Annotated in this window: 21 protein-coding genes; all 21 read right to left on the reverse strand. The window is 59.4% G+C overall.

What is annotated here, in order from left to right; translation table 11 throughout:
* Positions 1-269: 269 nt before the first annotated feature.
* The 21 genes from I3253_RS18510 to I3253_RS18610 all read right to left on the reverse strand — a co-directional run bounded on the left by I3253_RS18510 (position 270) and on the right by I3253_RS18610 (position 21,295).
* Positions 270-443: a hypothetical protein gene (locus tag I3253_RS18510; protein WP_197919303.1), complete on the reverse strand. Its 174-nt coding sequence runs from the start codon at positions 441-443 to the stop codon at positions 270-272.
* Positions 444-524: 81 nt separating this feature from the next.
* The gene (locus tag I3253_RS18515; RefSeq protein WP_197919304.1) at positions 525-1,082 is read right to left on the reverse strand and encodes a hypothetical protein; all 558 of its coding nucleotides are present in this window, start codon (positions 1,080-1,082) and stop codon (positions 525-527) included.
* Between the two features lie 153 nt (positions 1,083-1,235).
* Positions 1,236-1,526, reverse strand: coding sequence for a hypothetical protein (locus tag I3253_RS18520; protein ID WP_197919305.1), 291 nt, complete (start codon positions 1,524-1,526; stop codon positions 1,236-1,238).
* Complete coding sequence (locus I3253_RS18525) at positions 1,523-2,290, reverse strand: lysozyme (RefSeq protein ID WP_197919306.1); 768 nt, start codon at positions 2,288-2,290, stop codon at positions 1,523-1,525. Before I3253_RS18525 ends, I3253_RS18520 begins: the two co-directional genes overlap by 4 nt.
* 53 nt (positions 2,291-2,343) lie before the next feature.
* The gene (locus I3253_RS18530; RefSeq protein ID WP_197919307.1) at positions 2,344-2,817 is read right to left on the reverse strand and encodes a hypothetical protein; all 474 of its coding nucleotides are present in this window, start codon (positions 2,815-2,817) and stop codon (positions 2,344-2,346) included.
* Positions 2,814-3,098, reverse strand: a complete 285-nt coding sequence (locus I3253_RS18535; protein ID WP_197919308.1) for a hypothetical protein — start codon at positions 3,096-3,098, stop codon at positions 2,814-2,816. Before I3253_RS18535 ends, I3253_RS18530 begins: the two co-directional genes overlap by 4 nt.
* Positions 3,099-3,212: 114 nt before the next feature.
* Positions 3,213-4,808, reverse strand: a complete 1,596-nt coding sequence (locus tag I3253_RS18540; RefSeq protein WP_197919309.1) for a peptidase G2 autoproteolytic cleavage domain-containing protein — start codon at positions 4,806-4,808, stop codon at positions 3,213-3,215.
* Positions 4,808-5,719: an ACT domain-containing protein gene (locus tag I3253_RS18545; RefSeq protein ID WP_197919310.1), complete on the reverse strand. Its 912-nt coding sequence runs from the start codon at positions 5,717-5,719 to the stop codon at positions 4,808-4,810. Before I3253_RS18545 ends, I3253_RS18540 begins: the two co-directional genes overlap by 1 nt.
* On the reverse strand, positions 5,716-11,814 hold the full coding sequence (locus I3253_RS18550) for a phage tail length tape measure family protein (protein ID WP_197919311.1): 6,099 nt from the start codon (positions 11,812-11,814) through the stop codon (positions 5,716-5,718). The genes I3253_RS18545 and I3253_RS18550 overlap by 4 nt, the downstream gene beginning before the upstream one ends.
* Before the next feature lie 485 nt (positions 11,815-12,299).
* Complete coding sequence (locus I3253_RS18555) at positions 12,300-12,782, reverse strand: hypothetical protein (protein WP_197919312.1); 483 nt, start codon at positions 12,780-12,782, stop codon at positions 12,300-12,302.
* Between the two features lie 78 nt (positions 12,783-12,860).
* Complete coding sequence (locus I3253_RS18560) at positions 12,861-13,310, reverse strand: hypothetical protein (RefSeq protein ID WP_197919313.1); 450 nt, start codon at positions 13,308-13,310, stop codon at positions 12,861-12,863.
* 56 nt (positions 13,311-13,366) lie between these two features.
* Positions 13,367-13,675, reverse strand: coding sequence for a hypothetical protein (locus I3253_RS18565; protein WP_232272197.1), 309 nt, complete (start codon positions 13,673-13,675; stop codon positions 13,367-13,369).
* An 18-nt stretch (positions 13,676-13,693) separates the two neighbouring features.
* The gene (locus I3253_RS18570) at positions 13,694-14,047 is read right to left on the reverse strand and encodes a DUF3168 domain-containing protein (RefSeq protein ID WP_197919314.1); all 354 of its coding nucleotides are present in this window, start codon (positions 14,045-14,047) and stop codon (positions 13,694-13,696) included.
* Positions 14,047-14,496, reverse strand: coding sequence for a hypothetical protein (locus I3253_RS18575; RefSeq protein ID WP_197919315.1), 450 nt, complete (start codon positions 14,494-14,496; stop codon positions 14,047-14,049). Before I3253_RS18575 ends, I3253_RS18570 begins: the two co-directional genes overlap by 1 nt.
* A complete protein-coding gene (locus I3253_RS18580) occupies positions 14,493-14,849 on the reverse strand; it encodes a head-tail adaptor protein (RefSeq protein ID WP_456300824.1) in 357 nt (118 codons plus the stop codon). Before I3253_RS18580 ends, I3253_RS18575 begins: the two co-directional genes overlap by 4 nt.
* Positions 14,849-15,439, reverse strand: coding sequence for a head-tail connector protein (locus tag I3253_RS18585; RefSeq protein ID WP_197919317.1), 591 nt, complete (start codon positions 15,437-15,439; stop codon positions 14,849-14,851). Before I3253_RS18585 ends, I3253_RS18580 begins: the two co-directional genes overlap by 1 nt.
* A 17-nt stretch (positions 15,440-15,456) precedes the next feature.
* Positions 15,457-16,053: a hypothetical protein gene (locus I3253_RS18590; protein WP_197919318.1), complete on the reverse strand. Its 597-nt coding sequence runs from the start codon at positions 16,051-16,053 to the stop codon at positions 15,457-15,459.
* 78 nt (positions 16,054-16,131) lie between these two features.
* A complete protein-coding gene (locus I3253_RS18595; RefSeq protein ID WP_197919319.1) occupies positions 16,132-17,376 on the reverse strand; it encodes a phage major capsid protein in 1,245 nt (414 codons plus the stop codon).
* A gap of 67 nt (positions 17,377-17,443) precedes the next feature.
* The gene (locus I3253_RS18600; protein ID WP_197919320.1) at positions 17,444-18,181 is read right to left on the reverse strand and encodes a head maturation protease, ClpP-related; all 738 of its coding nucleotides are present in this window, start codon (positions 18,179-18,181) and stop codon (positions 17,444-17,446) included.
* Positions 18,181-19,521 (reverse strand): phage portal protein, encoded by a 1,341-nt coding sequence (locus tag I3253_RS18605; protein WP_197919321.1) that lies wholly within the window; start codon positions 19,519-19,521, stop codon positions 18,181-18,183. Before I3253_RS18605 ends, I3253_RS18600 begins: the two co-directional genes overlap by 1 nt.
* Positions 19,514-21,295 (reverse strand): terminase large subunit, encoded by a 1,782-nt coding sequence (locus I3253_RS18610; RefSeq protein WP_197919322.1) that lies wholly within the window; start codon positions 21,293-21,295, stop codon positions 19,514-19,516. Before I3253_RS18610 ends, I3253_RS18605 begins: the two co-directional genes overlap by 8 nt.

The following is a 21,295-nucleotide window of genomic DNA, read 5'->3' on the forward strand; positions in this document are numbered from 1 at the left end:
GCGCACCCTTGGTAAGGGTGAGGTCGGGAGTTCAATCCTCCCCAGCAGCACCAGAAATCCCTATATTTCAAAGGGGTTTAGCAAACATCCCAAATCGGACCCCGCAGAAACTTGCGAGAACATGCAGGGAACGTTCGATTCCCCCCGTACAATTTGCGTACAAAACGCAAAAAGCCCCGCCAGCCTTTCGACCAGCTGGGCACGGCGCGACCAAGCAGGATTTGCGGTGGCGCGTTTTTGGGTACTGTGGAACACCCTTTCCTAGTTGATTAATCGCCGCTGTACCGCGCGGCAAGAGCCTCGTCGGTGATGATAAGTGGGAGGCGCTGGCTGACCTGTATGCGCGCATCGAGGCCGCAGCGGATCACGCCAGCGCGATGCTGGAACCGGCCCTGATGGACCGCCGCGTCAAAAACAACGTGACTGCCGATAATGGTGAACACCCCTTGCCCCCTGGGGCCGATCTCGCAGCAGGAGCAATGGCGCTACTCATGGCAATCAGGGATGCGGGGGATGATTAGCGCCTAAGTCGGATCGTCAGGCGGGGCCAAAGGCTCCATGACCATCCAGTTTTCGCCAGCCGCCATGACACAGGCCAGCCCGGACGCCCGCACGATGACCACGGTAAACGTGCCGCTCTCAGGAGATATCCAGACTTGCAGCAACGCCGGAACGCCGCCCTGAATGCGGGTCAGGCCCGAGCCGGTGACACTCTCGCCATACTTGGCGCGGAGTGCCGCCGCCAGATCTGCGCTTGGGAGGCAGTTAGCCTGCGCCGACGCGCTTGACGCGGTGAGCGCCCAGATCAAGGCCAGAGCAATGAGCCCGCCCGTCACCGGCCACCAGAAGCCGCGCCGGTCGAACCGGTCCAGCATCTTCCACTGGACGAACTCGCGCCCCGCGTAGAACATTGGACCTACCACCACCGCCAGAACGTAGATCGCGGGCATAGCAAGAGCGCGAGACAATACAAGTGCCACGGCCAACGCCGCGACCGATATCACCAGCGACACAAACATATGCGCCCATCCGTAATGCGGGAACAACCTTGCCAGCTTTCTTTCGATTCCATTGGGATACATCACCGTTCACCTACCTTCCGCCCACTCAAGGTCTCCACCTTGTCTGCACAGTCCAGAAGCGCGCGCCGATCACGCGACCAAAGGATCTCCACCTGACGATCCGACACACCACCCGCTGGAATTACCACTGGCTTGTTGCACGGGTCCGCGCTCTTAACGTATGGCGTTGAGGCGGCGCACCCGCCCAGGACCAAGACACCGCTCACAAACAACAGGGTCCGCATAGGCTCGTTCCTCCAATTCTCGGGCCAGCTGGTCGCGCTCTTGCGCTATCTTGCGCCGGGCGTCGTCCAGCTTTTGCCCCGCCTCGATCTGGGCCAGCAGTTCGGCCCGCTTGTCATCCTCCGCAGCGGAATAGCCCATGCGATAGCCTTGCCACCCCGACAGCCCCGCCAGCGCAATGGCGGCGAGGATCGCCCATGGGAGTAGCTTTGCGGAAATCACGACGCCCCCACCATGCAAAGTCGGTATTCATCCGCCCGACGCCGCACCAGCCCGCGCACAACGCGGCGCCCGGCCTTGTTCCACCAGGTCAGAGCGGTGCACCCCCCAGCAACGTCACCCGCATTCAGGCGGCGTGTGGCGGTGCTGCGCCCTGTCCCCCGGATGCCCACGTTATAGGACAGAGAGACATAGGCCGCGTCCCTCTCTGGTGTCAGGCGGCGCGCCTTTGTCGACGATGTGAAATACTCATGCAGCCCGGCCCGGAAGTCATTGGCCAGCCGGTCTTGCAGCATGGCGCGACACTCCGCGTCGGTCGCCCGGTCGCCCAGATTCACCCCTTTGGTCTCGCCAAAGCAGATCGTCGGCACCCCCACAATGTCGGCATAGGCACAGTGAATCGCGGGATCGTCCGCGCATCGGTGTTCACCTTCCCACTTGATGACCAGCGGCATGAGGACGCGCATGGTCTGACGCTCGGTCGTCTGCGCCAGCGCCGGGAGCGCGAAGAATGCCGTGGCAAGGATGATCAGGCCGACCACGGATCGACGCCGCCAGCGCCCCTCGCGGGTCTGGATGATGAAGCGCCCGATCAGGCCAAGAATGATCGTCAGGAGGGCCAGCACCGACCAGACCTTCGGATTGGTGTCGATCCCGGTCCAGACGTAGATCACATCCGGCGCCACGATGATTGCGGCGAGCGCATAGAACGCCCAGACAGTGTAGGAAAGCAGCAGGTTGCGGCGCCAGTTTTCAGTCAGTTTCATTGTTCAACCTTTCATGGTTTGAGGACATCTTCGCGGTGCGAGGGCCTGAATCTTCACTTCAATCGGAAAGTGTTTGACGTGACGCACCGCGGGCCGAACTCGATCCCTTTCCAGAGCGCCGAGTGGCACGTGTTGATGTAGAAAACGCCGTTCGTCATGCCGCGCCCCACACAGCGCTCATAGTCGGCTTTCGATCCCAGCCACCACCAGAGCGGCTTGACCAGTGGATTGATGCCTGACGCCTCGGACTCGTAGGGCGACCACTTTTTGGCAGGCTCAGCGACACAGATCCGCTCATGTGCGGCGGTTCGCACCGTCACCTGATATGTGCCTTGGAAATCCTGCCGGATGATCCGGTCGGCCGTGACCACAGGTTCCCCGTCGATCACTTCGACTTCAACGGATCGCAGGTCGATGAAAAGCCAAGGCATGACAATCTGTGGAAGCGTGACATAGGCGGCAAAGGCCAGCATTAGCCACGTCGCAAGATTGTTGTGGCGCATCAGCGCCCGGCGGGTGTGGGTCATTTTTTCAGCCTCCCCTTGAGGATGTCGAAGATTAGCGCGCGGTCGCTCACGAAGGCCGTGGCAATATCAAGAATGGGATAGGCAAGGGTCGCGATGATCACGCCGACGATCGCTTCGGACCAGCCGACCATTGCGGCGACATCTTCGGAAAGCGAATAGGCCAAGACATAGCTCACACCAGCCATGATTGTGCGCTGGATGATCGTATGATCCTTCGCGCGATTGAGCACATAGGCGGTGGCGGCACCGATGGCCAAGTAGAACTCGATTGGTTTTGACATGTCAGCTTTCCGTCTGCTTGTCGGGGATTTGGGCCTGTCCCGCCGCCCGACTCGGGGATGCTCAGGCCCAGAAGCGGGCCGTTTTGCTTGTGCTCTTTCGATTGGGGGTGCCGATCAGCGGACGAGCCATTCCTCGACGTCCGCGCTCACGTCGCGCATTTTGATCCAGCGAGGGTCGACCGGCTGGCCTTTGCGCAGCCGCAGCTTGCCCATGAGACCGACCGTGGACCATTCAGGCCGCTCGGCGCGCGGCACATAGGGCATGTCGGGATCATAGGCCGGGTCGATCATGCGGCGCTGAAGCGTCTTGCGGGTCGCATCCTTGGGCGGTGTCAGGCCCTCGGGGATTTCGTCCTCGGGATAGCTGTGCGGGAGGTCGCGAGACGTCTTTTCCCCGTCCACCTCTTCCGTGACCTCTTCGATCCATTCGATCACGTCACAGTCTTCAAGGATGTGCTCGCCGTAATCGTCGCGCAAAAATTTGCCTTTCCAGCGATCGATATCACCATCGCCAATCACACTGGGATTTGCACTGATCACGCCAATCGGTGTTTCGCCAGATTTCGCCGGGCGAATCTTGTCACCGTCCAGCACCACCGAAAGCCCGCGCCGATCTTCGGCGCCCGGGTTGCCATCGGCCCATTCGAAATACTCGGCATAGTCGGCGCCACCGCCAGTCCACGAGCCGTCGCATGTGCCATTGCCGTTGCCCGAAAGCTTAAATTCGAGATCGCCACCGGAGCTGTAGGCGGTCAAAAAGTTGAAGGCCGACGATGCGGCGGTAGAGCAACTGAGGGCAGTCACAGCGTTGGTGAAAGAGGCGCTGGACGCCAGACCCTTGATACCAGGACTCCCCGAAGCGGGCTGCCTGACGTCAAACCGCCCAGTCGGTGATGTCTGCCCAATACCGACATCGCCATTCATGTCGAAAATGACATCCTCGATCGTGCCCTGGAAGGTCCAGGTGGATCGCCCCCCGACCCCGTCGAAGCCATCCGCGACGAGCTGGCCTGCGTTGTTGCCGCCACTGTCACGCGCGCGCAGCATGCCCTTGATCGCATCTGCCGGGCTGTCCGAATAAATGCCACCGTCAAAAACAGTAGTTGTTTCGAAAGTCGCAAACGCCTCAAAAGTCGCAGCGCCAGACACTCCAAAGGTGCCAGCAACATAGAGCTTTCGCGTGGGGGTGTCAGTGCCAATGCCCAAATTCCCAGAGGAGTCGGTCAAGGGGACCGACAGCCAGTCGTTCCACCCTAACGCCGTGGCCACCCGCACTTTCATTTCCTGCACATTGGCCGTGTATTTCATGGCGATCTGCCAAAGAAAATCGTCATTGTCGCCATTGACCGACGACCCTGCTAGAAGCGCCAGAGCCCCGTTATAGGACGAGAACGGGTTAGTGCCGGGGGTGGCACTGGCATGGCCACCGCCATAGGCCGTGTAAAACCCGCTCGTCGTGTGTGTGTCGAAACTGGAGATCACCGGCCCGGCGTCTTCTCCGAGGCCAAAGGCCCCGACAGTCAGAACGCGGCCAGAGGTGGTATCGACAGCGTCAGATTGAACCGAAAAATAGTCGTTCGCGTCCATGTTTTCGATCTGGGTGATGAAACTCCCGGTCAGCCACGTGAACAGCGACAGCGCGCGGTCATTGAAGGTCGCCGGGTCGTTGATGCTCGGAAGAGTCGGTGCGCCCGTGATAGTCACGCCCATTAGATCAGTCCTTTGATTTCGAGGGTTGCAATGGAAACACCGCCTGCTGAGAGCGGAATTTCAAAGTCGTCGTAGTAGCCGAACACGGTGGCCCCCATCTGGGTCAGGTCTTCGTCTGCGAAGTACACTGCCGGAGTCGCGCGCAAGGAAGTCAGCACCCGCTTGACGCGCCTCACGTCATCGGTCGGAAGCGAAAATTGAAAGCTCGTCTTGTCGGCAAAGCCGCGCTCGACAATCGAGAGGATGCCAAAATCGTTTTGCTCCTTAATGGAGAAATCCGTGATCCCGACCGAGGTTCCATCGAGCGTCTTGCCGATCTCGATGACCCGGCCAAGCGCGATCAGGCCCACTTTGGCTGTGCCGGTCCCATCCCCCACTGTGATGTCGATCTGATACCCGGCATATGCGGGGATGCCGACGAATTGCGCCTCGGTGTCGTAGTCGGTCAAGTCGGTGGTGAAGAACGTGAACCAGTCGACGATCTCTCCGGTATCCACTAGGCTTGTGGTGGTGTCGAAAATCTCGTTGGCCGGGCTTTCCGTGTCAAAGACCTGCACCCGCACCTCAGACGCATCCAGCCCGAAGAACGCGATCCCCGTTACCAAGCTTGCCGGCGAGATCGAATAGGTGATCGAGCCGGATTTTGACACCTGATCCGAGATCGTAGAGTCAAACGCTTTCCATCGGTTTGTTGAGCTGATCTCGGTCCAGTTCGACCCATCGTCGGTGGTCGGATCATTCCCGAGATTGGACGAAACCGCCGACTGGTAGACCTTGTGCGAACTGGTCGAGATCACGTAATCGCCGGTGGCGTAGGTCGTGGACACATCCCATTCGTCATAATCCGTTTCCGGCACGTTTGAGGAAGTCAGGATCGCGTCAGTCATCGTGATGGGTGAAATGATCTTCATGTCTGCTCCTGCGGCAATCCGATGACATCCCACTTGTCGAGGATGTCAGCAGTTTTCTTCTGGTGCCGGTCACTGCGCAGCCCGAGCTGGCGTTGCTCCTGTCGCATCAGCCGGATTTCCGTGAGGAGTTCGCGCAATTCGCCCGAGGACAGCATGTCGCGCGTCTGAGGCGCACTGTAGACGCGGGCCGGGGGCATATAGGCCAGCTCGGGCCCACGCTCGCCCACCATCGCCCAGCCACCGCCGTGGACGCCGCCAGAGGCAAAGGCCGGGATCGTCCCAAGCACCACCCCGTCGATCAGCTCACGCATCCGATTGATGCCGACTTGATGGAAAGTCTTGCCAAGCGGCCCGGTCACGTCGCGAAGCCACGGCTTGTCGGGATTGACGACCACCTTGAAGTCGGATCGCGTGTATTGCGAACCGGAGTCGGGGGCGAGACCATCCATGAAGCGCTGCGCCGCCACGCCTGTCGGGTCGTAATAGAAGCGCTCAAGCGCATCAAATTGGCTGCGCTGCGCCACGTCCCACATCACATTGCCGATGTCCCGGTTTTGCGTGTCGATCCCCATGAGGTTCGCAAGCGCGAGGATCTGGCCATCGTTGGCGAAGGACATGCCGCGGTTGTTCGTCTGAAGGCCCGCGATGATGCTGTCGATCTGCGCCTGCTTGGTGCTGTCCTGAATGCTGGCCAGCGCGGACTCGTGATCCTGCACCGCCTGCACCAGTTCAGACAGGCTCCCGGTCAGTTCCGTGGTCAGATCAGACAAAGGCGACGTGATCCCGTCATCCAGCACATCCCCAAACCAGTTGGTGAAATCCTTGCTCGGATCAAAGGACACCGCGCCGCCGAGCATGACCGTGCCGGCCACGGCCCCCGTTACCATGCTCAGAAGCGTCTGCTCTTTCTTGGAAAGGCCCGATATGTCGACAATGCCTTCGATGATCTTCTGGACCGTGCTGGTCTTCGCGGCCAGTTGCGCAAGGAACGTGCTGCCAAGACCAGACAGCCCGCCGACATCAACCGCGCCCTTGATCGCGCGGGTGATCGACCCGCTTCCGACAAACAGTTGCGAAAGGTAGGATTTCCCGAACGCCCCAATCTTGTCGAGCCAGGTCTCCCCCTTCACAGCGCGGATGACAGAGCCATTGCCCTCGATCAGTTGCGCGAGATAGTTGCTTCCCTTGGCGCCGATCTTGTCAAGCCACGTCGCGCCTTTCACGGCGCGCAGAACCGAACCGTCTCCGGTGAAAAGCTGCCCGAGGTAGGACTTTCCGGCGCCACCAATCTTGTCGAGCCACGTGGCCCCTTTGATTGCGCGTGTGACCGACCCGCCACCGGCTGTCAGCTGGGCAAAATACGCATTGCCGCGTTGCCCGATATGATCCAGCCACATGCCGCCCCGAATTGCCCGCGTGGTCGGCCCGTCACCCAGATACAGCTGGCCGAGATAATCCACACCGCGCGGCCCGATCTTGTCGAGCCACATCTGACCGCGCACGGCCCGCGTCACGGCCCCATTTCCGGCTTCGAGCTGGCCCAGATAGCCTTGACCATTGCGGCCGATCTTCGACATGCCCCACATCTCGGCAATCACCGCCCGCGTCACCGCGCCGCTTCCAACCGCAAGCTGATCCAGTAGAAGGACATCGAGCGATGTCACCGACATCGGGTTGACCGCGAGATTCAGGGTTTGCAGGATCTCGCGCCCGTCATGCATGAGCGTCCAGCGCTCTTCTTGGGTCAGGTCGTCACCAAAGACAAAGCTGATCGTGATCGCGCGGATCGCCGCCGTGTTGGCGTCCAGCAAGAGCGATTGAATCGGGGCTGGAATGTCCTGGCTCAGAGTCGCCAGCACGTTCACCGCGTATTCCCCTTGCTGTTCGAGCAGCACACGACGCTGATCGTCGGTCAATTTGTTGCTGAATGCGGCCTCGATCATTGCGGCATAGGAGCTGCCATCGGTGAAGACGATCTGGCGCACCTGATCCGACGCATCCAGTGCCGCGCGCACACTCACGGCATATGTCCCGGCGTTCTGCAAGGCGAGGTGAATGGCCTCTTGCTCTGCATCGCTCGACAGCGCGACATTGACCACTCGGGCAAGCTCGCTGTTGCCAGCAAGAGCCAGCCGCATTTCATCCTGACTCAGATCGTTGTTGATCACTGCGTTGACCGTGCGCGTGATCGACCCCGAGGACATCAGCGCAAGCCGCGCGGTGTCCTCTTCAAGCTCGTCGCCCAAGGCAAAGTCGATGGTGGTCAAGTGTCGGGACGCCTGCGAGACAGCCAGCCAGCGCAGATCGGGTGTCAGATCGTCGGCGTGGACCGCAAAGTCGATGGTGCTCTGAATCCCTGTGGTTGCAGCTGCCATGAGATCGCGCACATCTTCCGGCACGTCCGCAGTCGGGATCAGGTCCACCGTCACCTGCAAGCGCTCTTTCAGGAAGTCGTAGGAGAACATCTCCGCTTCCTTGATGGCGACTTGCAGCGACTCGAGGGATTGCACGAAGCCTTCGAGATCGTCGGGGTCGATTTCCTCCACCGATTGCAGATAGTCGTTGAGATTGTTCAGGACGCCGAGCTGCTGTTCGGCCAGCGTGACAATCGCGTCTTGCGAGGCGCCTTCAAGTTCGCTGATCCCGGTCAGGAACTTGGCCTGCGCGCGGATTTGCCCTTCGGCGCGCTTGTAGTCCGCATACGATCCGGCGGTATTGCGCACAGCATCAAGATAGTCCTGAGCCGCCCCACCAAAGCTGCGCGCCGCGTCGACATCACCACCCAACGCCGCTTGGTACAGGCTTTGCGTCAGATTCCGGTTTGCCGAAACCTGTTGCGCCGGGGTGAGGGTCGAGCCACGCGCATTGATCAGCGTCATGATCAGGTCGCGCAAGTTATCCGCTGCGGCATACCACGCCTGCGCCGCCCGGTCGGACGCACTGATCAGGCTGTTGGTCTCGCTGATCATCTGCTGAACCAAGGACGACGAGCTGCCCACCAGACCGGCGATCACTTCGGTGAATTGCGTCACGGACGGGAGGATCTGATCGAACGTCGAAGCCATGCCGACGAGCGCGGCATACATTTCCCGACCGCTATCGGTGGTCAGGTCGATGGCCTCGATCATCGCCCGGTATTCGGCGCGGCTTTGCGGCATCGCGAGGTTCATGTCGGTCAGGGCATCGGTTGCCTGCCGGGTCATGGTCTCAATCCGCTCGGCCTCGGTATAGAAGCTTTGGAAATATGTCGTGGTGGCGGTGTTGTAGGCATCCAGCCCGCCAAACGCCGCGACCAGATCAGACGCCGCCGACGCGCCCGAGATACCCACGAGATCAAAGACATGCCCCAGAGTGTCGGACACGCTCTGCACGGCGGTCAGCGTGGTGGTCAGGCGAGTCAGCGTTTGGGTCGCGGTTTCCCCTTCCTCGATCAGACCTTCCAGACCAGGCAGCATGAGCGCCATTTCGTCGCCGATCTCGCCAAGGGCTTTTGCAACAGCCTCGGCCTTTTCGTCGTCGTCCAGCCCTTTGAGGGAAACATCCAGAGTCGTGGCGAACCCGGCAAACGCATCGGCGCCAAAACCCAGCACATCCGCCATATCAACGACGCCCATCTGGATGTCCGACAGCGCGGAAAGGATCGGCCCAACCGTCTCGTCATCGAGCGCGCCGACCTTGGTTTTCTTCGAAGAGATCAGCCCGAACAACCGCGTGGTTTTGGTCTTCACGAAAGACTGGATCAAAGCGTCGTACTCGTCGACCGTGATCCGCAAACCGCTATTCAGAACCTTGGTTTTGCCGATCAGCGCCGAGAACGCCAAAGCGACCAGACCGATCGCCGGGATCGCTGCGCCGATCGCGCCAAGCCCCCCGATGGACCCGCTCACAAGGCCCCCAAGGTTGGCGAAAGACGAAGACAAGCCGCCGCCGGAAAAAACGCCCGCGAGACCGGAGCCGATACCCCCCAAAAAGCCGCCGCTGCCACCGAGTCCACCAAGCAGCCCCCCGAGAAAGCCGTCAGGCGCGCTGCCTCCAACACCAGCCAAGCCGCCAGAAGATCCAAGCAAGATTTGATCAAGACCCAGAACACTCGTTACGCTGGCAACGACCGGCAAAACGACTTTCGCGTGTGCGAACTGGTACCCAATGTCTTTGAGCATCCCTGAAATGGTGTCGCCAAGGCTGCCGCCTTCGAAAGCGGTTCTTGTGATCTGCTGACTCCACTGCCCCTGCAGATCAACGACACGTTGCATTGCAGTTTCGGCATCTTCGATGGCAATGAGCTGCATCGCCATTGCCTCGATCTGCTCACCGCTCATCTTGTCGGCTTCTTTGCCGAGGCGCTTGTAAACACCGGCGAGAGCCTCATACTCTCGACGCTGTTTTTTGGTCATGCCGAGCAATGCTGCGCGGCTCGCCAGCTCAGCTTGCAACGCAGCAATTGCGGACTTTGATGCCGAGCCCGTGTCAGCCTTGTTTGCCAGACGTTCACGTTCGCGCGCGGCTTCGCGCTCTTTGTCGAGAACAGCATCAAGAGCCAAGCCATGCTCGAACTGGAAACGTTTCACATCGACTGCAAAACGCTCAAAGATGTTGCTTGCTCCAGCCTCCTCAGCATCAAATTCAACAGTCTTTTTGAGCCTGACAGCCTCGAAAGACGCCTCTCGTATGGACTTTCCAGCCCGAAGTGCGTTGATTTCCGCTTGCTTTGCCGCGTTAGAAAGCGCCCCGCCTCCGATGCTTTCCAAAAGCGAGAGGATTGCATTCACTTCTACGCGGACACCGGACATCGCCCCCGCCCATGCCTCTGAGGCCGCTTCAGCATCATATGTCAAATTGGCCGCGCGGCTCAGTGACGCTTCCGTTTCCAGAATTTCCCGATAGAAGTTTCTCTGCTCTTCGGTCATTCGTCCAAGACCGCCGGTAATCGCTTCGAAATTCTCACGAAGCCCAATGACAGCGGCCAGCTGATCGTCAATCGAAGTCGCCTGACGAACCGCCTCTAAGGCGGACGCCAGCCTCTTCGCGCTCACGGCCTGGTCATCCATCCAATCCGGCGGGATCAGTTTCTCAATCCTGGCAAGTTCAGACCCGAACCTGCCTGAAAACGTATCCGCCAGAAGTGCAGTAGCCTCTGCCGCCCCGAGCATGACCTCACGGATGCGCAGATTCTGCATCTTCTCAGCCAGCAAAATCGTCTCGCTATTTACGATACCGAAATTGTCGGCAATGTATTTTGTCGCATCCGCCCCAGACAGAGCCGCACTGCGATACTCATCTATGGTCGCTTCAAGGTCTGAAATTGTGTCGTCCAGGGCTTGCGCATCGCGACGCGCACCAATGGCCCCTGCGGCCCACTGTCCAAAGGCGGCGGCCCCGGCAATCAGGCCAATTGTCAGGAGCGTTGTCGGGTTGATCACCTGCAAGATGGCCGCACCAACCGCACGCACCGACTTCACACCGCCGCCCATCTGGTTCAGCACCTGGGAGACTTGTGTACCCTGCTGCATGGCAAGCATGAACGGATTTTGGCCTGCGGCCATCATCATTCCGATATCATTGAACTGGAAAGCAAGGTTGGCGGTGTGATGGGTGGCGACTTTCGCTTGCGCCCCATATCCAGCTGCGGCCTTCCCTGTCCCCAGGTACTGCTTTTCAACAAGGCTCAGAACATGACTCGCCTCCTGCTGCGAGATAACACCCGACTGAACAGCTTGATTGACCTGCTCCTGTGCCGCCTCATATCGCTTGGACGCGGCAAAAACCGGGTCAACGGACGCCCTGAGTTGATCAAAAGACCGCGCCTGTCTATTGAGCTGAGACACCCATGCCTTGGCTGATGCGGACGCCGCCCGATTTGCACGATCCAGCCCCGTCATTGCGGCAATTTGCTTTTGCGCAGCGCTTTCACCGCTTGCCGCCGCACTCCCCCATGCCTGAGCCATGTTTGCGGCATCACGAACAGCATCACGCGATACCTTGTCAAAGCTCACTCCGATCGACTGCAAAGCCGAACGCGCGGCCTTCGCCCCGGTCTCAAACGCGGCAGCGTCAAGCGACGCGGAAGCGCGCAGCGCGCCTATCTCTTGGGCCATATTTGCCTCATTTTCATTGGGGGCCTTGTGACCACAGCCCGACTATTCGTCTGGCTGTGGTTTTTGACTGAAAGCGGCCCTCACCTGGTCCGCTACTTTCTTCCGCTCTATCTGGACGCCGGGGTCATCTTCTGGGTGATCTTCAAACGCCGGACTGACGGCCATAGGGCGCTGGCCACGCCGATAGCCGCTCACGTAGGCAACGCTGCAAGCCCTGATTTGCTCCGCCTCCCAAGGCTCCAATTTGGTCCCTGTAGCCTGTGAGAAGTTGAGGATTTCCGACCACGACAGAGGCTCAATTCCCAAGCCGCTATTTTGGAACCAACCAACGCCAGATGGCCCCAGAAACTCAAGAAAGTACGCAACCCTTCCTAGTTTCGGGAGGTTCAGGTCAATTCCTTCCCGCATCCAGAATTTGCGCCGGGTCACGCCACCCCATTCTTCCGGGGCAGCGTCCAAAAACCCAGATTGCATAGCGTAAAGCGTTAGCCTGTTGAGACGTTTCCCAACACGCGTGCACGATCATTTGCCGCCGATGCGATCTGTTCGACAAATGACTTGTGATCACTCGGACCAACAAAGCGGTTCAAATTCAGGAACCAGTCCGCATCCTTCGCGCGCGCGGGCTTTCCGGCGCGATTCACATTCTTGAAGCCTGTGATGACCGCGCATCCGGCTTTGACCAAAATATCATGCACCTCGTCAAAATCTACGTCTTTGCTTTCGTCGCCACCACCATCTTCTTCTTGGCCGCGAACCTCCAAAGCGCGGGCCTTTTTCGCCTCGTGCATCGCGGCGCGTACCGACGCGGCCTCGCGCCCCTTCATGATGACCAGACAGGGTTTGCCGTTGTCCTTGTACGGGTCATCGTCATTGTCAAAAAGCGGGCGTCCAGTCCCCGCGCACAGAACATGATATTCGAAGCCGTCTTCTGCCTTCGAAACACTGTCAAACCGATCAAAATCCATATTTTTTCCTTGTGGTTCCGGTTCAGTCAGGCCGGGGGAGTGAACCACGCCCCGCCCGGCCCTACCGCACAGAGCGGGTTACGCAGCGGCCTTTTCGATGATCGCGCTAGGCGAGATCTCAATCGAAGCAGACGCCGTCACAACGTCATCATTGCCACCGATATTCGGCTTGAAAGACATCACGAGCCCCTCGAAGTAGAAGATCGTTCCGTCCTGAAGCGTGACCGCAAAATAGGCGTTGCTGTCACTCTCCAGAGCCGTTTTCATGGCGGTCTGCCCCGCATCATCCGGGTCCAGCGCAAGCGCCGGGTTCAGCGTGCCGTTGTTGTAACCGCCCTTGCTTTTCTTGACGCCGCGAGACGCGAGAGGGCTGTGGGTGACAAGCGCCCATTCCTTGCCGAACTCGCCCACGTTGGTCAGTTCGCCCACATTCGTGAAGGTCAGCGCGTCAAAGCCGGTTTCGTCATGCGTGGCCGGAGCGGTATTCGAAATGCCCAGCGTTACCCCGCTGGCTGTTTGATGTCCCATGATGTTTTCCTTTCAGGGGTAAAAGCGCCATCGGGCGCGGGTGAATAGGCGGGTGCCTATTTCTTTGCAGGCACGGGTTTCAGCCCGTCCTTGAACTCAACGAGAACTTCGCCATCCGCTTCGACGGCGGCTTCAACGGTGCCTTCGTAGGTCACGCCGTTCGGCATCGTGAAGACCATCTTTTTGCCAATAGCCGGGGCCTGTCCCTTGAACAGCGCATAGGGATGTCCCGGACGATCTGACGACAAGGGGTGACGCCCAAGCTTGACGCCTTCGACGCGCGCGGGGGCCTTTTTTTGCTTCTTGTCCTTGGCATCAGGCATCAGTTCTTTGTCCGCCGGGGCGGTTTCAGTCTTTCCAGACATCATTGTTCCTTTCTTGGATCAGTCGCTGTGAGTCAGCGAAAAGGTGAGCGAAACACGGGACACAGCATCTTTGCCGCCACCAATTGTGTCTCGGACGGCAACCAGCTTCGCGCTGATGACCGGCCCGCCGGAATAGCCCTCAAGGGACGCCCGCACCTGCCTTGAAACAGTGAGCGCTTCCGAAAAAGTCTCATCCCAACAGTCTATTTGCACCACGCTCTGCATCAATCCGGCGGTGTTGTATGTGTGAAACCGGCGACCCGACATCCGCATCATGGTGACACGCGGCATGGCCTCGCCATCGCTGAAATATCCCCATTTGACAGGGCACGTCAGCGCAGCGTCTAGAATGCTGAAAAGGTGTTCTTCCATCACAGCCCCCGCCGCGCGCGGCGCGCGATCGTAGCGTCGATTTCCCGCCGCAACTCATCGACAAGCCCATTCAGAATATTATCCTTATGGGCTTCCCAAGAGGGTGTAAGCATGGGCTGCGGGGCAACGGCCCCGACGTACTTCCCGCTCTTGTGGTAACGCGGAGCGGTACCCCATTCCAACAAGTGCGCCTGACGCTTTGACGTGCCTACGAACATCGTCACAGCCGATTGCGGCACATCCGGGCGTGGCTGACCGGATTTGAGCTTCAATGAGACCTGGAACACGTCATCATCAGCGCCCGGCCAAAACCCGTTCGCCATGTCTGCCACGGGCAACAACTGATTTCTCAGAGCGCGCTTGACGACTGCCTTCGATGTCGCTTTTGGCAGGGCAGCAAGCACGTTATCAATCTCGCGCAGCCCTGCAATGCTGAACTCTGCCCTCATGTTTTGCTCTCACACAGGAAATCGAGAAACTGACGCGGCTTTTCCCGGTTCGGTTCAACCGCGCGAATGTTATAGACCATGTCGGTGGTCTTATCGCGGATCTGCCAGCGGGTGGTCGTCGCGATCGTCAGCGCCGCTGTCGTACTGGATCTGCGCACCGTAACGACCGTGACCTGCCTGCCCGCCAGTCTGCCCGCAAGCACGCTCTCACCACCGCGCAGAAAAACAAAGCGCGCCCAACACTCAAACCGTTCTTCCGGCGCAAGTACCTCCCCACCCACAGCATCAGGTGTGCCGACGAGTTCTTCAAAACCCACCCGCCATGCAAAGTCACTTGCCGAGGCACACATCATCACACCGCAAATTTTCGATAGCGGAGTGTAAGCCGATCCACGCAGATCGAAATTCCCTCGCGCGCAGACTCATCAACAGCGCCGTCACGATTTTCAAAATGGAATGCGGTGAGTTGCTTCGCCGCTTCGACAATGTCTCTCGGCAGTGAGTCAACATCTGCGAACCCGGCAGAAAAGCGAATATCAACCGCGTCCGGTCTGTCGATCAGAGCGGGCCAGACCTTTCCGGACAAAAGCACCACGACGCAGTCGCGACCGCGACGAGTCAGCAAATAGTCTGAGGACGGCACCACCTGAGCCGTACCGTCAGGATCGGTATACCGGATTTCATCCACAGCGGTGACCCGAGCAAACGGCAACCGAAGCACCTGCGACGTGAACGCCGCCGCCTTGACCGACCATTGCTGATCGACAAGCGGAAAACCCAACCCGCCAAACCCGTCAGCGTCCACATCCAGATGCGCCGACGCGACTTTGATCGCCGCCGAGACCTCGCTATCGAAGTCATCGCCCAACAACCGCAGATGCGCCTTGGCGGCGGCAAGGTCGATCAGATCATCGCCGCCACCTGAGATCCGTTCAAGCCACATGCAGGCGATCCCCCAGTTCAGTCAGCCGACGCGGCAGACATGCCCGACAATTCGTCTTCGGTCGGGACCATGGCCACCAGTTTTTTCAGTCCTTCGAGCAGATCGGCCTCTTCCGCGCCATCCTTCAGGACTGGTGTGATCTGACCCGCGAAGGCATGCAACTGAACCGACACGGCGGCAAATTCCAACCGGGCTGTGCTCAACTGCGCGCGCAGGTCTTCGATTTCCGCCGCGCGCGCCCCCAGCGCTGCCTTCAACTCGCCGATTTCGGTCTTGGCCTCGGTATGCGCCGACTCAAGCGATGCACCGCACGGCGCGCACATCCCGGCCTTTTCCCAAGCCGCGGCCACGTCCGGGTGCAACCATGTCTCATCCCGCACCTTCAGCGAATACTTACGCCCCTCGACCGCTGTTTTCATGCGCACATGCACACCGGCTACGCACAGCTTTTCACCAGCCAGCGCCTTGAATTCGTCTTCCGACAGGTCCAGTCGCTGGCCCGCGTGACAAACCGTCTTTGCGGCCTCACCTTCGCCCTCGACAATATCTTCCAACGCAAACGCCACGATGATCCGGGGCGAGTCCTGCGATGCGGTTTTCTTCTTTGCCGCCATGATCAGCGTCCTTTCATTTCAAAAAGAAGCGCCGCCCGATCATGCCGGACGGCGCATGGTCATAGTTTACTTCGCCGGTTAGCTTGCGGCGTGGGTCAGCTTCTTGATCGCCGCATTGTTCGCGTGGATCGTCTTACCGTCCGTGCGCATCCACGCCATGAAGCCAACCTGCCCCTTCTTTGTGTAGGCCGAGTCGGTGAAACGGAAGAGCGCAACGTCCATAATGTCGCGGATCAGGTACTTCGAGAAATCCCCGAACAGCATCGAGTCTGCCGAAGGCGCCGGTTCTGCCATGTCCTGGTTGATCGTGTAGCCATAGCCATTGATCTCCGCAGGAGCGGACCCGGACACGCCCGGCACCCAGATCGGCCGGCTGTCGCCGTCCTTCAGCTTCTTGGCGATTTTCAGCGTGGTGTCATGGAACATCCAACTGGCATCGCGGCGATAGAACGGATCGACCGAGTGTTCCAATTCGTAAAGATCATCCCAGGTGAAGCTGTCGGTCAGACCGGTCGCGGTGGCGTAACCTGCACCAGCGCCATTCACAACACCCGTTGGCTTTCCGGTGCCGTTGCCCACGGTATAGGCCGTGTTGGTCAGGCGCGACAGGCGCGCAGCCAGCAGCCCGTTGATCATGCCGGGCAGGTCCGCGATACCGGAATCCTGCAGAAGTTCGAACGGTACGGTGACAACGCGCGAACTGGCCTTGTGCGCACCGATCGAGGTAGTGCCAAAGGACAGGTCGCCGTCGGTTGCGGAATCGTTTTCTGCGATCCACTCACCGGTCTCGGCAGTTTCATCAATGGTCGGCCATTCCAGAGCATTGCCACCTACGGTCGAGATCGTGCGCGCCACGCTCCGTACACCACCATAGTCTTTCATGGCCTGAAGCAGTTCACCCGAGAAGGTGGTGGGCACCAGGTAACCGCCCTCGCTGTCGGTTCCGGTCGACTGCGCAGCCTGCACCTGGCGGGAATACTCCGCAAGCACGTTCTCAGGCAGGGCGTTCACCGCACGTTCACCACCGCGCAGGTAAGCACCGAACACCTGCGCACGAACCTCGTCACCCGGCATTTCCTGCTGATTGCCACCGCGCCCGCCGTTGGACGGCGTATCGGGGTCTTCACCTTCGGACTTCAGACGGGCTTCGAGGTCGAGCTGCTTCTGCTCGCGCTTGATCTTGCCGTCGATCTGGTCGATTTCGGCATAGATTTCATCCACACGCGCTTCGTCATATTCACCCGTGTCCTTATCCAGAATGTTCCGCGCTTCTTTCGCCAGCGCGTCACGCTGCTTTCGCAGTTCGGCAATGGTCTTGGGCATTCCCAATCCTCCATAAAAAAAACCCGGCCAAAGCCGGGCGGTTTCGGTTTTGCGGACGCGCCGCAGGTCAGGGCGCAGTGCGTTCAAAGAACTCCAACTTGCGCATCTGGGCAGCACGATGTGCAGCCGCAGCTTTGTCGCCCCCATCCGGCGCATCCGCCGGGGGCGTTTTTTTCGGGGCATTCTTGTAGATGCTCAGGTCGAAACGGTCATTGGGACCGCCTTGCTTGTCATAGACGCGGTCGACCAAACCCATATCCAAGGCTTCATCAGCCTCGAACCACGTTTCTTCATTCATCAGTTCGATGAATTCATCATCTGACTTGCCGGTCTTGGCGGCGTAGTCACGGCGGATGCCGTTGTCGATCTTCAGCAGCAGATCCGCACCTTTCTGATGCTCACGGTTGTCACCGATGGTCCAACCCCAAGCGTTGTGGATCATGATCTGTGCGCCCTGCGCGATTTCGATCTCATCGCCGCCCATCATCAGATAAGACGCAGCAGATGCCGCAACCCCGTCGATATGAACCACGACACGGGCGCTGTGCTGTTCAAGGGCGGTTTTCATCGCGCGGGCCATGAACACGTCACCACCCGGACAATCCAAGCGCAGGTGGATAACATCCGCCTCGATCCCATTCAGTTCGGTGCGGAATTCCGCAGATGTCACACCCCAATAGCCGATGGCATCATAAAGCATGACCTCGACCGCAGAATTGTCATCATCCATGGCCCGAACCTGCAGGCCATTGGCTTTTCCGTCTTTGGCCTGCAATGCGCGGGCCATGATTTCCTTGAAGTTCATCACGATTCCTCTCGGCTGGTTTGGAAATATGGCGCGGGCGGTTGCGCGCCGCCGTCATCCGCCGGATTGGTGGTGTCCTTTGCGCCCTTGGCGACGGGCCGGAACAGCTTGTCCGCCTCTTCATCATCCAGCTTGGGCAGACCTTCCAGTTCACGGGTTTCATTGACGGTCATCCAGCCGGGATGCTGGGTGCCGCCAACGGCAATCTTGTGCGCATCATACCGCGCAGCCAGATCCGCGCGCAGCAGCGTGTCCAGATTGAACTTGATCGCCACCCCCTGTAGCCGCTCTTCGCGTGTCAGCAGTTTCCGGCCCAATTCAGCCTCAAACCGCTTCACATGCTTGCGCAATCCCAGAATGTAGAACTGTGTGGTCTGGGCATTGATGCCCGTGCCCCAGCTGGTCGACTTTTCAGTTTCACCGATCAGATGCGGCGGCACCCCATAGGCCCGCGCCACATCCAGCACCTGAAACGACCGCGACTGGAAAAGCTGCGCGGTTTCTGGATCGGTCATCAGCGATGTAAACTTGCCGCCTTCCGCCAAGACCGCCGGAATGTGGGCATTCTGGATGCCACCGAACTTGCGCTGCCAGTAGTTTCTGACTTCATCGGCCACCTGTTCACTGACCTTGCCGTCATAGCTGATGTATCCCGGCGGATTGATGCCCTGCTTGTAGAACCGCTGCGCATATTCGTCAGCTTCCAGACCGATGCCGATGGACCGCCCGAAACACTTCAGCGGTGACAACGCTTCCAGCCCCTTCATAGTGGCCGATGCCCGGAAGTGCAGAATGTCATCCTGATCGCGGCCATAGGTCTGACCGTCTTCCGTGATCCGATATGCCGCCCGGCCATTGCGCATGAACGGTCTCACCGTGGCGTCAAACAGCGGGCGAAGCCCCGTCGCCTCACCACGCCCGTTGCGCTGGATTTCGGCATAGGCATTGCCTTCCAGAAAAGCCAAGGCGAACAGACCTTCGAAGAACACTTCAGCCGAAAACAGCGGATGCGGATCGACATGCACCATATAGTGGGCAGGGTGATCGGCCAGCACTTCGCTGCCCTTTTCCGCATCCTTCCGCGTAACCCGAACCGGCAATGTTCCAATGGTTCCGGCCAGCAAGGACACGCAGCCGAAAACAGCGGTCAGCTTCATGGCCGATTCCCGCGTCACCACGTCATGACCCAGAAAGCCGAAGAACTCTTGCCATTCCTCGACACTGGCCGATGACTGCAGGTTGACCGGCCTGCTGTCCTGCACCGCAGGAACAGAAACGACCGGCTCGACGCGCGGCGCTTCCGCAACCTTGGCCCGTGATCCGAATATCCGCTCAAACATCAACAAATCCTTGCGTCACGACGCCCTTGCTTTCGTCTTCCTCGACAACCTGACACAGCGGCCACAAGCCGTTGATCAGCGCGTCGATCCCATCGATCTTGTCTTCAGGCGCCAGTTTTGTCGGAAAAATGTAGTCCCCGCCCGGCACCTGTTTCAGCAGCGTATTGCCCGCCATCCACGTCAGAACCGGGTTGCCGTCATGCAGCATCCGATGATCATCAACAGCGGCAATCAGCTTGTTAAACGGCTCATTCGTGTTTGCAGCCCGCTTGCGCAGTTCCACAGCCTGAATGCCCGCCGCATCCCAAGTCGCGGCCATCTGCTGCGCGAACTGCGCATCATAGATGACCATTTCCACATCCAAGACTGGCAGATCGCCCCAGCCCCATTCGTTTCGCGGATCATGGTCAGCGCCATAGCCACACAGCTGCATGACCAACGCTTCGACCAATCGCAGATCCAGTTCTGCGCCCGGTGTTGTCGTGATCAGGCCCTTATTGGCCCAACCCCAAAGATGTTCATTGCCCGGTGCATCAACGACCTTTTGCGGCAGGCAGTGCCAACTGAATGCCGTCATCGGACCTTTGGCCGGATCGCGTTCATCCGGGAACACAACCACGACGCTTGACGGGTCATGACGTGTCGCAAGGTCGACCCCGATAAAGCACTGACGCCCGGCAAAGTCTTCGATCTTCAGCGACGTATCTTCGCCCGCGCGCCAGCCTTCCATGTCGATGGCCGATGCCCCGACACTGGTCCAGATGTCCAAGTGTTTGCGCAGGAACTCACCCATTGCCGCCGGGCTGGCCGCTGCTTTCTTCCATTCATCCTGCATGTATTGCAGCGACTTGGCTGCATGCAGTGACGGATTGGCCTTTTCCCATGCGACCGGATCGCCCGGATCATCGCCTTCATCCGCCTCGAAGATCAGCCCGAAATAGCTGTCATCCTCGAATGTGCCGTCCAAAATGCGCTGCAGGTATTTCCGCTGCTCATAGCAGATCCCTGCAGTGTTGTAGCCCGCCGTGGTGATCGCAATCAGCAAAGGCTGTTCGCGCGCACCCAAAGCGCTGGCCATCGAATCCCACACGTCGCGCTTTTCGTGTTCATGCAATTCATCGACAATCGCACAGTGCGGGTTTTTACCATCCTTCGACTTGGTCTGGCTGGCAATCGGCTGGAACAACGCCGCCGGGTCCGCCGTCTTGATCTTGTGTTCTTCGACATGCAAGCCCAGCAGTTCATCCAGCCCCATACCTTCGGCCCGGCCTGTCAACGCCATGACCCGCGCCGCATCAAATACGATGCGCGCCTGATGCGTTGACGCCGCAGCCGAATAAACCTTCGCGCCCGGCTCACCATCCGGCACAAGGAAGTAAAGCCCCACACCAGCCAGCAGCGTCGACTTCCCGTTCTTTCGCGGCACTTCGACATAGGCCGTTCGAAAACGACGAATACCGGTGACCATGTGCCGCCACCCGCCGATCTGGCTGATCAGAAACGCCTGCCACCCCAGAAGGGTAATGGTCTCGCCCCGTGCGGCCCACGCCCCCTCGATGTGAGGCAAGGCTTCCATGAACGCGCACATGTGCTCGGACGCTTCCATATCGAACACATATGGGAACTGATCCGTTCCAGCGCGCTTCAGGTCCGCCCGGAACCTTTTGCAGGCTTGCTTGATCCGCTGGCAGCTCGGGATCTTGTTCGACAAGACATCGTCAACCCAATCCAGCGCCCGAAGCGTGATCGGTGTTTCAACCGACGTATCCAGCAT

Origin of the sequence: Thiosulfatihalobacter marinus (assembly GCF_016019955.1) — a bacterium.
Classification (GTDB): domain Bacteria; phylum Pseudomonadota; class Alphaproteobacteria; order Rhodobacterales; family Rhodobacteraceae; genus Shimia; species Shimia marinus_A.